General features: G+C 63.9%; 12 protein-coding genes and 1 other RNA gene. 9 read left to right on the top strand and 4 right to left on the bottom strand.

Annotation, left to right across the window (positions count from 1 at the left end; all coding sequences use genetic code 11):
- Positions 1–51 precede the first annotated feature (51 nt).
- A complete protein-coding gene (locus ACVNHC_RS20855; protein ID WP_457169216.1) occupies positions 52–897 on the bottom strand; it encodes an N-formylglutamate amidohydrolase in 846 nt (281 codons plus the stop codon).
- 286 nt (positions 898–1183) lie between these two features.
- Here ACVNHC_RS20855 and ACVNHC_RS20850 point away from each other — a divergent pair, with 286 nt between their 5' ends.
- The 5 genes from ACVNHC_RS20850 to ACVNHC_RS20830 all read left to right on the top strand — a co-directional run bounded on the left by ACVNHC_RS20850 (position 1184) and on the right by ACVNHC_RS20830 (position 6197).
- A complete protein-coding gene (locus ACVNHC_RS20850; RefSeq protein ID WP_457169214.1) occupies positions 1184–2374 on the top strand; it encodes a pyridoxal-phosphate-dependent aminotransferase family protein in 1191 nt (396 codons plus the stop codon).
- Between the two features lie 121 nt (positions 2375–2495).
- Positions 2496–2593: signal recognition particle sRNA small type (gene ffs, locus ACVNHC_RS20845), an RNA gene on the top strand.
- 206 nt (positions 2594–2799) lie between these two features.
- On the top strand, positions 2800–4716 hold the full coding sequence (locus ACVNHC_RS20840) for a DNA polymerase III subunit gamma/tau (RefSeq protein WP_457169292.1): 1917 nt from the start codon (positions 2800–2802) through the stop codon (positions 4714–4716).
- Between the two features lie 17 nt (positions 4717–4733).
- Complete coding sequence (locus ACVNHC_RS20835; protein ID WP_457169212.1) at positions 4734–5549, top strand: helix-turn-helix transcriptional regulator; 816 nt, start codon at positions 4734–4736, stop codon at positions 5547–5549.
- A 99-nt stretch (positions 5550–5648) separates the two neighbouring features.
- Positions 5649–6197, top strand: a complete 549-nt coding sequence (locus ACVNHC_RS20830) for a YbhB/YbcL family Raf kinase inhibitor-like protein (protein WP_457169210.1) — start codon at positions 5649–5651, stop codon at positions 6195–6197.
- A gap of 82 nt (positions 6198–6279) precedes the next feature.
- Here ACVNHC_RS20830 and typA read toward each other — a convergent pair whose 3' ends face one another.
- Positions 6280–8100, bottom strand: coding sequence for a translational GTPase TypA (gene typA, locus ACVNHC_RS20825; protein WP_123195339.1), 1821 nt, complete (start codon positions 8098–8100; stop codon positions 6280–6282).
- Between the two features lie 221 nt (positions 8101–8321).
- Here typA and ACVNHC_RS20820 point away from each other — a divergent pair, with 221 nt between their 5' ends.
- From ACVNHC_RS20820 to folK, 4 genes are all read left to right on the top strand, one after another.
- A complete protein-coding gene (locus ACVNHC_RS20820; protein ID WP_457169207.1) occupies positions 8322–8762 on the top strand; it encodes a MarR family winged helix-turn-helix transcriptional regulator in 441 nt (146 codons plus the stop codon).
- 107 nt (positions 8763–8869) lie between these two features.
- On the top strand, positions 8870–10066 hold the full coding sequence (locus ACVNHC_RS20815) for a multidrug effflux MFS transporter (RefSeq protein WP_457169205.1): 1197 nt from the start codon (positions 8870–8872) through the stop codon (positions 10064–10066).
- A 102-nt stretch (positions 10067–10168) separates the two neighbouring features.
- Entirely contained in the window at positions 10169–10990 is an 822-nt protein-coding gene (gene folP, locus ACVNHC_RS20810; protein ID WP_457169203.1) for a dihydropteroate synthase, read from the top strand.
- Positions 10991–11494, top strand: coding sequence for a 2-amino-4-hydroxy-6-hydroxymethyldihydropteridine diphosphokinase (folK, locus tag ACVNHC_RS20805; RefSeq protein ID WP_122522782.1), 504 nt, complete (start codon positions 10991–10993; stop codon positions 11492–11494). It abuts the gene before it with no gap.
- A gap of 2 nt (positions 11495–11496) precedes the next feature.
- On the opposite strand, the gene ACVNHC_RS20800 is transcribed toward folK, so the two are convergent.
- Both ACVNHC_RS20800 and ACVNHC_RS20795 read right to left on the bottom strand, forming a co-directional pair.
- Complete coding sequence (locus tag ACVNHC_RS20800) at positions 11497–11811, bottom strand: HigA family addiction module antitoxin (RefSeq protein WP_094463648.1); 315 nt, start codon at positions 11809–11811, stop codon at positions 11497–11499.
- A complete protein-coding gene (locus ACVNHC_RS20795) occupies positions 11783–12067 on the bottom strand; it encodes a type II toxin-antitoxin system RelE/ParE family toxin (RefSeq protein WP_094463649.1) in 285 nt (94 codons plus the stop codon). The genes ACVNHC_RS20800 and ACVNHC_RS20795 overlap by 29 nt, the downstream gene beginning before the upstream one ends.
- Positions 12068–12097 lie beyond the last annotated feature (30 nt).

Below are 12097 nucleotides of genomic sequence, written 5' to 3'. Positions count from 1 at the left end.
GACTGCTCCGGCCGGAAGCTTTTTCCGTTCACGGACCGGCCGGGCGGGCTTTCAGTCCTCCAGAAGGTCGGGCAGATGGTCCAGCAGCACGCGGGCGGGGGCCTTGCGCTTGCCATTGGCCCATTCGATCAGCTTCTGGCAGAAATTGCGCAGGGCAAGGCGGGTCTGGCGGCAGCGTTCCCTGTCCATCTCGAAGGGCGGGTTTTCGTGGCGGATGTAGGACCTGAGCGCCAGCGCCAGCGTCAGCACATGCACGCCGCCCGAGGGGTTGCCATAGGTCTGGGCGATATAGCCGCCACCCACCGCATCATTTTCCGAAAATGTCTTGTCGGTGAAGTCATGCAGCATGGTCATGCTGAGGCTGGCCACATCCTCGTGGCAGCTGCGGCCGTGCAGCGTGCCGATGTTGACCAAGGGCAGATCGCCCGGATAACGCCCCTTGATGCGGCTGCGCATGGATTGCAGGCTGATCACCGTGATGCGGCCATGGATGGCGCGCAGCCGCCGGATCTGGGCGCTGAGCGCATCGTGGAACGGGGCATGATAGAGCCGCCGCCGCTCGTCCATCTCGAAGCGGCCCGGATCTTCGTCAGGCAGATAGACGCGCTTGCCCTCCAGTGTCAGCACCGGGCAGATGGACAGGGCGCCATCCTCGAACGGGCGGCCAAAGCTGGCCGGGTCGCCATCCACATCCACGACAAGCCGGGAAATGGGGGTCGAGACCACCGTCGCCTGAATGTCTTCGTCAAAATCCACCAGCTGATCCATGTGCCAGGAGGCATCGGCCTGCAGCCGTCCCGTTGCCGAAAGACGCTTGTCGATAGCCGGTGGAATCCGCAGGCCGGAATGGCCAATGCAGAGGATCAGCGGTGCAGAACGTTCCTTTACGGCAATCATGGGTGATGGGCCTGCCGGGATGGGGTCACCACAGCGCCGTAATGCGCGGGGCACTGCGGGCAAGGGTGTTTATTTTAAGCTTTTTTTAACTTTTGCCACGTCTGCCGCAAACCGTCGCAGGTGAGCTTGATTTCCCGCAGCGTAATCCCCAGAAACTTCGCACCCGGCAGATCTGTATGATTTTAGCAGTCTCTCGCCGGACGGATGACATGCAGCTTGAGTTCGCCGGGCGGAAAGTTATTCTGCCTGTCTCACCTTCCGGATAATTTCTTCAAGGCAAATAAAAATGACGCTGCGTTATGGCAAGGAATTCCTCATGATCCCGGGTCCGACAAACGTGCCGGACGAAGTTCTGAGGGCCATGCACCGCCCGGCTGTCGATATCTATGAAGGCCCGCTGCTGCAGACGACGGATGACTGCCTGAAGGGCATCTCCCGCGTGTTCCGCAGCACCACCGGCAAGCCCTATATCTACATCGCCAACGGCCACGGCACCTGGGATGCGGCGCTGTCCAACACCCTGTCGCGCGGTGACAAGGTGCTGGTGCTCGAATCGGGCCGCTTTGCCATCGGCTGGGGTGAGGCGGCAGAGCTGATCGGCATCGAGGTTGAAATCCTGCCCGGCCATTGGCGCAAGGCGGTCGATCCGGCGGCGCTCGAAGCGCGGCTGCGGGCTGACACGGAAGGCGCAATCAAGGCCGTTCTGGTGGTGCAGGTGGACACGGCCTCCGGCGTGCTCAACGACATTCCGGCTCTGCGCCGTGCCATGGATGCCAGCGGTCATGGGGCCTTGCTGATGGTGGACTGCATGGCCTCGCTCGGCTGCGTGCCGTTCGAAATGGAGGCCTGGGGCGTGGATGTCGCCATGGCCGGTTCGCAGAAGGGGCTGATGTCGCCTCCGGGCCTTGCCTTTGTGGTGGCTGGCCAGAAGGCGCTGGCCGCCCACAAGACCGCCGGGCTGCGTAATTCCTATATGGACTGGACCTTCCGCGATGGTCCGGAACATTACATGAAATACTGCGGCACGCCGCCGGAGCATCTGCTCTTCGCCTTTCAGAAGGCGCTGGAGCTGATCGAGGAAGAAACGCTGGAAGGCGTCTGGCGCCGCCATGCGATCCTCGCCGAAGCGGTGCGTGCTGCTGTCGAGGTCTGGGGCCGCAAGGGCGTTCTGGAGATGAACATTCTCAAGCCTGAAGAGCGTTCGGACAGCGTGTCGGTCATCTGCTTCAACGGCGTCGATCCGGCGCCGCTGCGCAGCTTTGTCAAGGATGTCTGCGGCATCACCATCGGCATCGCCATTGGTGATCTCGCCGGCAAGGGCATCCGCATCGGCCACATGGGCCATGTGAATGCGGCGATGGTGCTGGGCACGCTTTCCGCCATGGAACTGGGGCTGCGGCGCCTCGGCATCCCGCATGAAAGCGGTGGTGTGGAGGCGGCCATTGCCGTGATCGACAGGGCGCTGGCCGGAAGCTGAGCTGTTTCATCCCTGTAACTCATTGTCTAGAAAGGATATATTTCTTTCCGGACACGAAGTTTGCCCCTTTGGCATATGAGGCCTTGCCAAAGGGGCGTGTGCTTCTGATATAAGGGGCTCGGGAGGTTGGTGGTGGACGAGCCACTCGCCAACCGGGTCAGGTCCGGAAGGAAGCAGCCCCAACGAGTTCCGGCACGGGTCGCCGTGCCAGCCTCCCACCCTTTTCCCCCGCGCAGATGCACCACGGCGTCGCGTCGCGTGCCTCAGGCGCGGCGGGGCTTCCGGCTGTCTTTCGTGAAGGCGCCGGCTTCATGAATTCAAGACGGGGACAGGCGGGCTGGATGAGCGGCATGGACGGTGACAGCCCCGGAGGCAACGGCCCCGAGCACGCAGCTGAGCATGAGCGGGATGACCTGACGATCTCCATGTTCGGCGATGCTCCGGCTGAACCTGCCCCTTCTGCTCCCGCACCTGCGCCTGCTGGCGAAGGGAAGCAGTCCGGTGCCTACCGGGTGCTGGCGCGCAAGTACCGCCCCCAGACCTTTGACGATCTCGTCGGTCAGGAGCCGATGGTCCAGACGCTGGAAAACGCCTTTGCCACCGGGCGCATTGCGCAGGCCTGGATGCTGACCGGCGTGCGCGGTGTCGGCAAGACGACCACCGCCCGTATTCTGGCACGCGGTCTCAACTACGAAGTTCCCGGCGAGGTGGAGCGTCCGACGGTGCAGCTCACCCGCGAGGGCACCCATTGCCGCGCCATCATGGAAGGCCGCCATGTCGATGTGATCGAGATGGACGCCGCCTCGCACACCGGCATCAACGATATCCGCGAGATCACGGACGCAGCGCGCTACCGCCCCGCTTCGGCGCGCTACAAGGTCTACATCATCGACGAAGTGCACATGCTCTCCAACGCGGCCTTCAATGGCCTGCTGAAGACGCTGGAAGAGCCGCCGGAGCATGTGAAGTTCATTTTCGCCACCACGGAAATCCGCAAGGTTCCGGTGACGGTGCTGTCCCGCTGCCAGCGGTTTGACCTGCGCCGCATCGAGCAGCCCAAGCTCGTTGGCCTGCTGCGGCGCATTTCCAACGCCGAATCCATCGACATTTCCGACGAGGCGCTGACGCTGATCGCCCGTGCCGGTGAAGGCTCGGCGCGTGACAGCCTGTCGCTGCTGGATCAGGCGATTGCCCATGGCGGCGGTCACATCGATGCCGGTCAGGTGCGGCAGATGCTGGGCCTTGCCGACCGGGCGCGGGTGATCGACCTCTTCGGTCATCTCATGTCCGGCCGCATTGCCGAGGCGATGGAAGAGCTGGCCGGGCAATATGCCATTGGCGCAGACCCCGCCGTCGTGCTGACGGATCTGGCCGATTTCACCCATCTGGTGACCCGGCTGAAGATTGTTCCCAAGGCGGGTGAGGAAGTTTCCGTCACCGAGACCGAGCGCCTGCGCGGCCGGGAGTTTGCCGAAAAGCTGTCGATGCGCGCCCTGTCGCGGGCCTGGCAGATCCTGCTGAAGGGCATTTCCGAAGTGCAGGCGGCGCCCAAGCCGCTGGCAGCTGCCGACATGGTGCTGGTGCGCCTTGCCTATGCGGCGGACTTGCCGGATCCGGAAGAGGCGCTGAAGCTGCTGAAAAGTGGCGGCTTTCCGTCTCTGCCCGCAGGCGCCGCGCCGCAGGGAGCAGGTCAGCAAGGTTCTGGCCAAAGTGGTGGCCAAAATGGCGGCATGCAGCCGCAGGCCGGTGGCCAGATGGGGCAGCCGGGCGGCCAGAGTGGGCCTGCAGGGCAGGGCGGCTATGCCGGCCCCACGATGAGCGGCAACGGCCCGCGCCTTTCGGCCATCGCCGGTGGCGCAGCCCAGTCAGTTGCTCAACCGTCTCCCCAGCCAGCCGCCGTGCAGCAGGCACCTGCTGTTCAGCTGCGCTCGCTGGCCGATTGCGCGGCACTTGCCTCCGAGCGGCGTGACATTCCGCTGAAGGTCTCCATCGAGCGGCAGATGCGGCTGGTGAAGTTCGAGCCGGGGCGGATCGAAATCCAGCCGACGAAGGACGCTGGTGCGGATCTGGCCGGTGAGTTCGGCCGCAAGCTGACCGAATGGACCGGCATGCGCTGGATCGTTTCCGTCAGCCGCGAGCAGGGCCGCCCGACGATCCATGAGGAGCGCGAGGCAACGCAGGCCCAGCTTCTCTCCGATGCCCGCTCGCATCCGACCGTCGCCGCGCTTCTGGCCGAATTCCCCGGCGCCCGCGTCGTCGATGTGCGCGTCAACGAGGAAGAGGAAAGCATCGACGATCCACTGCTTGCCGAAGCCCTCGGCACGGATGACGACGACCTGTGATAGGGGACATCGCGCCGGTGCCGCAGCAGACCCAAGCTCTGCCGGGTATTGACGAAGCCGGGCTGTCGGTCTTTCCCGTCACGCAGGCGACACGAGCGACCTTCACCGGCCTGTATTTCAGGCTGACGTTCCTCTTCTTCATTCAGGCCGGCTCGAAACGGGTCATCTGCCCCCGGAACGGCGAGCTGACCGGCGAGGCGGGAGACGTGATGATTTTTCCGGCAGGTTCCGTGGTCAACATGGAGAACCGGCCGGTTGCGGATGCGGACTACCGGGCCGAGGGCGTCAGCATCGCCTGCAATCTAGTGGACACGGTTTTCGGGGAGCATCCGGCGCGCAATGCTGCGCCCGGCATTCAGGTGCTGCGGGCGGTTCCTCACCATCCCTCGGACATGCTTGTTCTGATCAAGGATACGCTCTCCCGAGAGGGGTTGCCGGAACCGCTGCGCGCGCACAGGCTTCTGGAACCGCTGCTCTGGCTGCGCCACAATGGTGTCAAGCTTCCGGCAGGGGATGAGGAGCAGCCCTGGAGCAAGGTGCGCCGCCTGATCGAGAGCGATATCAGTTACCCTTGGCGCCTTCCCGAGATAGCCCGGCATTTCGCCATGAGCGAGGCAACGTTCCGGCGCTGGCTGGCAAGGTCCGGGCCCGGCTTCGCGCAGCTGCTGCTGCACACGCGGCTGGAGAGAGGTCTCTCCCTGTTGCAGGGAACGGACCTTCCGGTATCGCGCATCGCGCTCGACTGCGGCTTCCAGACGCCCTCGCATTTTTCCGATGCCTTTCGGAAAAGATTCGGAATCAAGCCTAGACAGATCCGGCAGCGCGAGGATTGATCGTTTTTCGATAGTTTTTGAGCGTGAGCCGGAAGCTGGCAGGGCTTTGCGGGGCTACTCCTGCGCACATGATCAACCGTCAAGAAAGGACACCGGATCATGTTTGCCAAGCTTTCTCTTTCCGGCCTGATGCTGGCCGCCGCCATGGTGACGGCCGCCAGCGCGCAGGATTTCAAGCTTACGAGCACGTCGATTGCCGAAGGCGCGCAACTGGCGCCCGCACATGTCTTTGCCGGGTTCGGCTGCGAAGGCGGCAACACCTCCCCGCAGCTGTCCTGGACTGGTGCGCCGGCTGGCACGCAGAGCTTTGCCATCACCGCCTATGATCCGGACGCACCGACCGGATCGGGCTGGTGGCACTGGACTGCGGTGAACATTCCCGCCTCCGTCACCTCGCTTGAGGCTGGCGCAAGTGGCGCCGGCAAGATGCCAGCGGGTACCACCGAGCTTGCCAATGACTATGGCGCGGCGGGATTTGGCGGCGCCTGCCCGCCTCCCGGCGAAGTGCACCGCTACATCTTCACCGTTCATGCCCTGCCGGTGGAACGGCTTGATCTGCCGGAAAACGCCAGCAACGCACTGGCCGGCTTCATGATCCGCGCCAACGCGATTGCATCGGCAAAGATCACGGCTGTCTATAACCGGTGATGCGATAATCGCCCACCGGCCATGAAAACGAAAAGGGCAGCCGGTTAGGGCTGCCCTTTGCTATTTTGAATGGCTGAAAGGCTCAGCTGCCCTTGGATGCAGCGCGTTCGGCGCGCTTGCGGTCGTTCGGGTCCAGCAGGGCCTTGCGCAGGCGGATGTTCTTCGGCGTCACTTCCACCAGCTCGTCATCAGCGATGTAGGACAGCGCCGCTTCGAGGGACAGGCGGATCGGGGTGGTCAGCTTGACGGCTTCATCCTTGCCGGCGGCGCGGATGTTGGTCAGCTGCTTGCCCTTCAGCACGTTCACTTCCAGGTCGTTGCCACGGGTGTGCTCGCCGATGATCATGCCCTGATACACCTTGACGCCCGGATCGATCATCATCGGGCCACGGTCTTCCAGGTTGAACATGGCATAGGCCACGGCCTCACCATCGCCGTTGGAGATCAGCACGCCGGTGTGACGGGTCGGAATGTCGCCCTTGTAGGGGGCGTATTCGTGGAACACGCGGTTGAAGATCGCCGTGCCGCGGGTGTCGGACAGAAGCTCGCCCTGGTAGCCGATGAGTCCACGGGTGGGGGCGAGGAACTGCAGACGGGTGCGGCCGCCGCCGGAGGGGCGCATTTCGCGCAGCTCGGCCTTGCGCTCGGACAGCTTCTGCACCACGACGCCGGAATGCTCTTCATCCACGTCGATGGTGACTTCCTCGATCGGCTCCAGGCGGTTGCCCTTCTCGTCGAACTGGAAGACCACGCGCGGACGGCCGACGCAGATCTCGAAGCCTTCGCGGCGCATGTTTTCGATCAGGATGGCGAGCTGAAGTTCACCACGGCCGGACACGATGAAGGCATCGCCTTCTGGAGTGTCCTCGATCTTCAGCGCAACGTTGCCTTCCGCCTCGTCCATCAGACGCTTGCGGATGACGCGCGACTGCACCTTGTCGCCTTCGGTGCCGGCCAGCGGGCTGTCGTTGACGAAGAAGGTCATGGACAGCGTCGGCGGATCGATCGGCTGAGCCATGATCGGGGTGTTCACGTCCATCGAGCAGAGCGTGTCGGCGACGGTTGCTTCCTGCAGGCCTGCGATGGAGACGATGTCACCGGCCTCGCCCTTCTCGATGGGCTGACGCTCAAGGCCACGGAACGCAAGCACCTTGGAGATGCGGCCGCTTTCAACAACCTTGCCTTCACGCGACAGGGCCTTGATGGGCATGTTCGGAATGGCTTCACCGGCAACGATGCGGCCCGTCAGGATGCGGCCCAGGAACGGGTTGCTCTCGATGGTGGTCGCCAGCATGCGGAAGGAGCCTTCCTCTGCCGTCGGTGCCGGAACGTGGCTGATGATCAGATCGAACAGCGGGCCCATGGATTCAGCCGGACCGGTCGGGTCATTGGCCATCCATTCCTGCTTGGCAGAGCCATAGACGACAGGGAAGTCGAGCTGCTCTTCGTTGGCGTCGAGGGCGGCGAAGAGGTCGAACACCTCGTCCAGCACTTCTTCGGCGCGCTGCTCCGGCTTGTCGATCTTGTTGATGGCGACGATCGGCTTGAGGCCGAGCTTCAGGGCCTTGCCGAGCACGAACTTGGTCTGCGGCATCGGGCCTTCGGCGGCGTCCACCAGCAGAACCACACCGTCCACCATGTGCAGGATGCGCTCGACTTCACCGCCGAAGTCGGCGTGGCCCGGGGTGTCCACGATGTTGATGCGGGTGTCGCCCCACACCAGCGAAGTCACCTTCGCCAGAATGGTGATGCCGCGCTCACGCTCCAGGTCGTTGGAGTCCATCATGCGCTCTTCCGTGCGCTGGTTCTCGCGGAAGGAGCCCGACTTCTTCAGAAGGACGTCGATTAGGGTTGTCTTGCCATGGTCGACGTGGGCGATGATGGCGATATTGCGCAGCTTCATTAAGGGCTCCAAAAGACACTGCGGGCAGGGTGCCCGCAGCGCTTGTCTTCAAATTGTGGCTGACGCCCGCTGGTGCTCACGGGCGGAAATTCGCGCCCTGTATAGTCTGCGGCGGCCATTTGTGCAACGCGGCAGCGCATCTTGACGCAAATCAGCTGCCATTCTAATTGTAAGTTAGCCTTACTATATGTCTGTCTTATGAAATCTGCGTGGTGCCTTGCGTGGCTGATCCGACCCTTGGTTTTCTTGTCGCCGACGTCGGCCGGCTGATCCGTCAGCGCTTTGAGGCGGCGCTGAGCGGCGTGGACTGCGGTCTGACGGCGGCAGAGGCCCGGACGCTTAACATGGTGCGGCAATTGCCGGATCAGCGCCAGAGCGTGCTGGCGGCGATCCTCGGCATCGAGCCGATGACGCTGGTGGGGCACCTCGACCGGCTGGAACAGGCGGGCCTGATCTGCCGGGAGGCCGATCCGCAGGACAGACGCGCCAAGATCATCGTTCTGGGCGAAGCGGCGCAGAGTGTGCTGGCCAAGATTGACGAGGCGCTTTTGCAAGTGCGCGCGGAAATCAGCCGCGGCATGACCCCGGAGGAAACCGCAGCCGCGGTGCGGGTCCTGCTTCAGGTGCGCAGCAATCTGGCGGAGGCGGCAGACCGGGCCTGAGGCCAGAAGCCTGCAGCCGGAAGCCAGAAGGATGGAATTCGGATTTCCCGGGCAGGGAGGGGCCCGCACAACGGATGGATCAGATGCGGGACAGCGTGACACCTCCCATGAGCGAAAGGCGCACCGCCCTGATCGGCGCGGCGCTGGTGGCCATCGGGCCAATTTCCATGGCGCTTTATACACCGGCCATGCCGGTGCTGGCAGATGCTTTCGAGACGACGCGCTCAATGATCAAGCTGACGCTGACGGCCTATTTCACCGGCTTTGCCCTGACGCAGCTGATCTGCGGACCGCTGACGGATGCTTTCGGCCGCCGTCCGGTCACCATTGCCTTTCTGCTGCTGTATCTCGCCTCCACCCTGCTGGCAGCCTTCGCGCCAAGTGTCGAGGGCATGATTGCCGCCCGTGCGCTGCAAGGGATTGGCGCGGCCATCGGTGTGTCCGTGTCCCGCGCCATCGTGCGCGACCAGTTCACCGGGCAGACCTCGGCACGGATCATGAATACGGTGGCGATGATGCTGGCCATCGGCCCGGCCATCTCGCCCACCATCGGCGGGTTGACGCTGGAGTTCTTCGGCTGGCGTGAGATCTTCTATTTCATGATCGTCTATGGCGCGGTCCTGCTGGCGGCGGTGTGGATCTTCATGACGGAGACCAACCGCTACATCGACCGGGCCAATCTTCAGCCTGCGCGGCTTGTCATCAACTATCTGACGCTGCTGAAAACCCCCTCCTTTCTGCGGCCCAGTCTGCTGGTGGGGTTTGGCATCGGCACCATCTACACGCTGGCCACTATCCTGCCTTTCGTGCTGATCGACCATGTGAAGCTGACGCCCAGCGAATTCGGCCTCGGCATGATGGTGCAGTCCGGTTCCTTCATGGCGGCAACCATTGTCGCCTCGCGGGTGCTGCGGCGGCATGATGCGGGCCTGCTGGTGCCGCCCGCGCTCTGCGGCATGGCGCTGGCTGCCGCGGCGATCATCGTCTCCCACGCGCTGTTTGCGCCGGGCTTTCTCAGCGTGATGCTGCCGGTGGGCCTGTTCTCCTTCTCGCTGGCCTGCCTTCTGCCCGCTGCCACCACGGCGGCGCTGCAGGGCTTTCCGCAGCTCGCGGGCTCTGCCTCCTCGCTCACCGGGTTTCTGCAGTTCGGCACCGGCATTCTCGGCAGTCTGGTGGCGGCGTGGCTGGGGGATCCGGTGCTGGCGCTGATCATCGTTGCGCCGGGCATGATGCTGCTGGGGGCGGGGCTCTACCTGGCTCTGACGCCGCTTGCGAGGGCGAAGGACGGTGAGGGCGAAAGCTGACCGGCGTCTTTGCGGCGTTTTCTGTGCCGCAACCGTCCTGCAGCTTGACCTCTCCCCGGCAAAGCGCGACATAGCGCCTTCGATCTTGCGGGAGCTTCCTCAATGACACAGGCTGCCTATCAGCTGCCGGACCTTGCCGGTCCTGCCCGCCCGCATGTGATGGGCATTCTCAATGTCACGCCGGACAGTTTCTCCGACGGCGGGCAGCACGCGGCAGCAGAAGCGGCCATCGCCCATGCCCGGCAGATGATTGCCGAAGGCGCCGATATCATCGACATCGGCGGCGAAAGCACGCGGCCGGGGGCGGCACCTGTTTCGCTCGACGACGAGTGGGCCCGCCTTGCCCCGGTTCTCGAGCCCGTCGTGGCGCTGGGCTGCCCGGTCTCCATCGACACCTACAAGGCGGAAACCGCCCGCCGCGCCTGCCGCGCCGGAGTGGCAATCGTCAATGACGTCTGGGGCCTGCAGAAGGACCCGGCCATGGCCGGTGCCGTGGCAGAAGCGGGCGTCCATGTGGTGATGATGCACAACCGCGAGGCCGCAGATCCCGCCATCGACATTCTCGCCGACATCGACCGCTTCTTCGAACGCTCGATGGAGCTGGCAGAGCGCGCCGGGATTGCGAGAGAAAAGTTGATCCTCGATCCGGGCTTCGGCTTCGGCAAGACGGTGGACCAGAATTTCCTTGTCCTCAACCGCTTCGCAAGCCTGCGCAAGCATGGCCTGCCGCTGCTGAGCGGCGCCTCGCGCAAGCGCATGATCGGCGCGGTGCTGGATGTGCTGCCACAGGAGCGGCTGTTCGGCTCGCTGGCGGTGCATCTTCTGTCGCTGGAACGGGGCGCGGCAATCCTGCGCGTCCACGATGTCCGCCCGCATGTGGAGGCGGCGAAGATCTTTGCCGCGATGAAAAGGGAAGCCGTCTGAATGAGCCTTGCTGACAACGCGGTGCGCGCGGCGCTGGGCCTCGGCTCCAACATGGGCGACCCGAAGGCCAATCTGGCCGCCGCCATCGCCCGGCTTGATGCGAGCGAGGGGATCTCCGTTCTGGCCGTTTCTTCCGCTTACCGCACACCGCCGTGGGGGCCGATCCCGCAGGATGACTACCGCAATGTCTGCCTCGTCATCGAGACGGTGCTGAGCCCGCGTGACCTGCTGGGCCGGTGCCTTGAGATCGAACGGGAACTGGGCCGGGTGCGGGACGTGCGCTGGGGCCCGCGCATCATCGACATCGACGTGCTGATCTATGGCGGTGAACAGGTGGAGGAGGAGCATCTTTCCATTCCCCATCCGCGCATGGGCGAAAGGGCCTTCGTGCTGGTGCCGCTCGCCGAAATCTGGCCGGATGCCCCGATCGGCGGCGGCCGCACCGCCGCGCAGGCCCTCGCCACCTGCGAAGGCCGCGAGGAAATTGTCCTGCTGGTGGATTGAGCCTATGCGGCGCGGGGACTGATCTGAGCCAGATCTTCTGCGATTTCACGGCGCCGCTGCATCAGGTCATAGTCTGCCTGAAGGCCAAGGAAAAAGCCTTCCGAGATGCCGAAATAGCGCGCAAGCCGCAGATCCGTGTCAGCGCTGATGGACCGCTTGCCGAGCACGATTTCATTGATGCGCCGCGGCGGCACATCCAGCGCGCGCGCAAGGGCATTCTGGCTGAGATCCATCGGCTTGAGAAAGTCCTCAAGCAGAACTTCGCCCGGATGCGGGTTCGGCAAAAGATCAGCTGTGGTAGTCGGTGATGGTGACATGTGCCGGACCTCCTTCCTGCCAGACAAAACAGATGCGCCACTGATCATTGATGCGGATGCTGAACTGGCCGGTTCTATCGCCCTTCAGGGCCTCCAGACGATTGCCCGGTGGCACGCGCAGGTCATTGATGACCCTTGCCTGATTCAGCATGCGGAGCTTGCGCAATGCAACGGACTGTATGGCGGACGGAAGGCGCCGGCTCACGCGCCCCGACCAGATGAGTTCCGTTTCAGGATCGGCAAAGCTCTGGATCATGGGTAACTATAACGCATGACGTTATATAGC

Source organism: Pannonibacter sp. Q-1 (assembly GCF_054073275.1).
Note: the sequence above shows the minus strand (reverse complement) of the source record. Positions and strands in the feature narration are given on the sequence as shown.

Excerpts from the sequence above, each read along its gene's own strand:
- ACVNHC_RS20850 (WP_457169214.1), top strand. The coding sequence starts at position 1,184 with ATGACGCTGCGTTATGGCAAGGAATTCCTCATGATCCCGGGTCCGACA.
- folP (WP_457169203.1), top strand. The coding sequence starts at position 10,169 with ATGACACAGGCTGCCTATCAGCTGCCGGACCTTGCCGGTCCTGCCCGC.
- ACVNHC_RS20830 (WP_457169210.1), top strand. The coding sequence starts at position 5,649 with ATGTTTGCCAAGCTTTCTCTTTCCGGCCTGATGCTGGCCGCCGCCATG.
- ACVNHC_RS20840 (WP_457169292.1), top strand. The coding sequence starts at position 2,800 with ATGTTCGGCGATGCTCCGGCTGAACCTGCCCCTTCTGCTCCCGCACCT.
- ACVNHC_RS20855 (WP_457169216.1), bottom strand. The coding sequence starts at position 897 with ATGATTGCCGTAAAGGAACGTTCTGCACCGCTGATCCTCTGCATTGGC.
- ACVNHC_RS20815 (WP_457169205.1), top strand. The coding sequence starts at position 8,870 with ATGAGCGAAAGGCGCACCGCCCTGATCGGCGCGGCGCTGGTGGCCATC.
- ACVNHC_RS20795 (WP_094463649.1), bottom strand. The coding sequence starts at position 12,067 with ATGATCCAGAGCTTTGCCGATCCTGAAACGGAACTCATCTGGTCGGGG.
- folK (WP_122522782.1), top strand. The coding sequence starts at position 10,991 with ATGAGCCTTGCTGACAACGCGGTGCGCGCGGCGCTGGGCCTCGGCTCC.
- ACVNHC_RS20800 (WP_094463648.1), bottom strand. The coding sequence starts at position 11,811 with ATGTCACCATCACCGACTACCACAGCTGATCTTTTGCCGAACCCGCAT.
- typA (WP_123195339.1), bottom strand. The coding sequence starts at position 8,100 with ATGAAGCTGCGCAATATCGCCATCATCGCCCACGTCGACCATGGCAAG.